A 920-nucleotide genomic window follows, 5' to 3' on the forward strand; every position below is an offset into this window, starting at 1 on the left:
CGCAATGGATTTTTCAATCCCTTTTGCGTCTAAACCAAGTTCTTCGTGAAGTTCTTCTTGAGTACCTTGATGGATGAATTTATCAGGTAAACCAAGGTTGAGTACTGGTTTGATGATTTTTTCTTTCATCATAAACTCAACAACACCTGCGCCAGCACCACCTGCGATTGCGTTCTCTTCTAGTGTGATAAGAACATCATGCTCATCAGCGAGTTGGCGAATCAATGCTTCATCAAGAGGTTTGACGAAACGCATATCAGCAACCGTTGCATTGAGGTTTTCAGCTGCTTCTAGTGCATTCGGTAAGAAAGTACCGAAGCTCAGGATTGCCACCTTTTCACCTTTGCGTACCACTCGACCTTTACCAATCTCAAGAGCGGTAAACTCTTTTTCGATCTCTGTACCCATACCACTACCACGAGGATAACGTACGGCACTTGGTCCAGTGTGCTTATGACCAGTGTACAGCATTTGGCGACATTCGTTTTCGTCGCTTGGAGCCATGATCACCATGTTAGGAATGCAGCGCATAAAGCTAAGATCAAAGGCACCTTGGTGTGTTTGACCATCTGCACCGACCAAACCTGCGCGGTCGATAGCAAACATTACTGGTAAGTCCATGATAGCGATGTCATGGATAAGTTGATCGTAACCACGTTGCAAGAAGGTTGAGTAGATAGCAACGATCGGATGATCGCCAGCAATTGCCATACCCGTTGCAAGTGTCACAGCGTGTTGCTCTGCAATTGCCACATCAAAGTATTGGTCGGGGTACTCTTTCGAGAAACGCACCATGCCAGAACCTTCACGCATTGCTGGCGTAATTGCCATTAGCTTAGGATCTTGCGCTGCCATGTCACATAAGAAGTCACCAAAAATCTTTGAGAAAGTTGGTTTGCCGCCACTGCTTTTTGGTAAGC

Annotated in this window: 1 protein-coding gene; it reads right to left on the reverse strand. The window is 45.9% G+C overall.

Features of this window, described 5'->3' with window-relative positions:
• Positions 1-920: 1-deoxy-D-xylulose-5-phosphate synthase (dxs, locus tag R7R24_RS25390; RefSeq protein WP_318119871.1), on the reverse strand; the 920-nt coding region annotated here is incomplete at both ends.

It is taken from the genome of Vibrio sp. 704, from assembly GCF_033339295.1.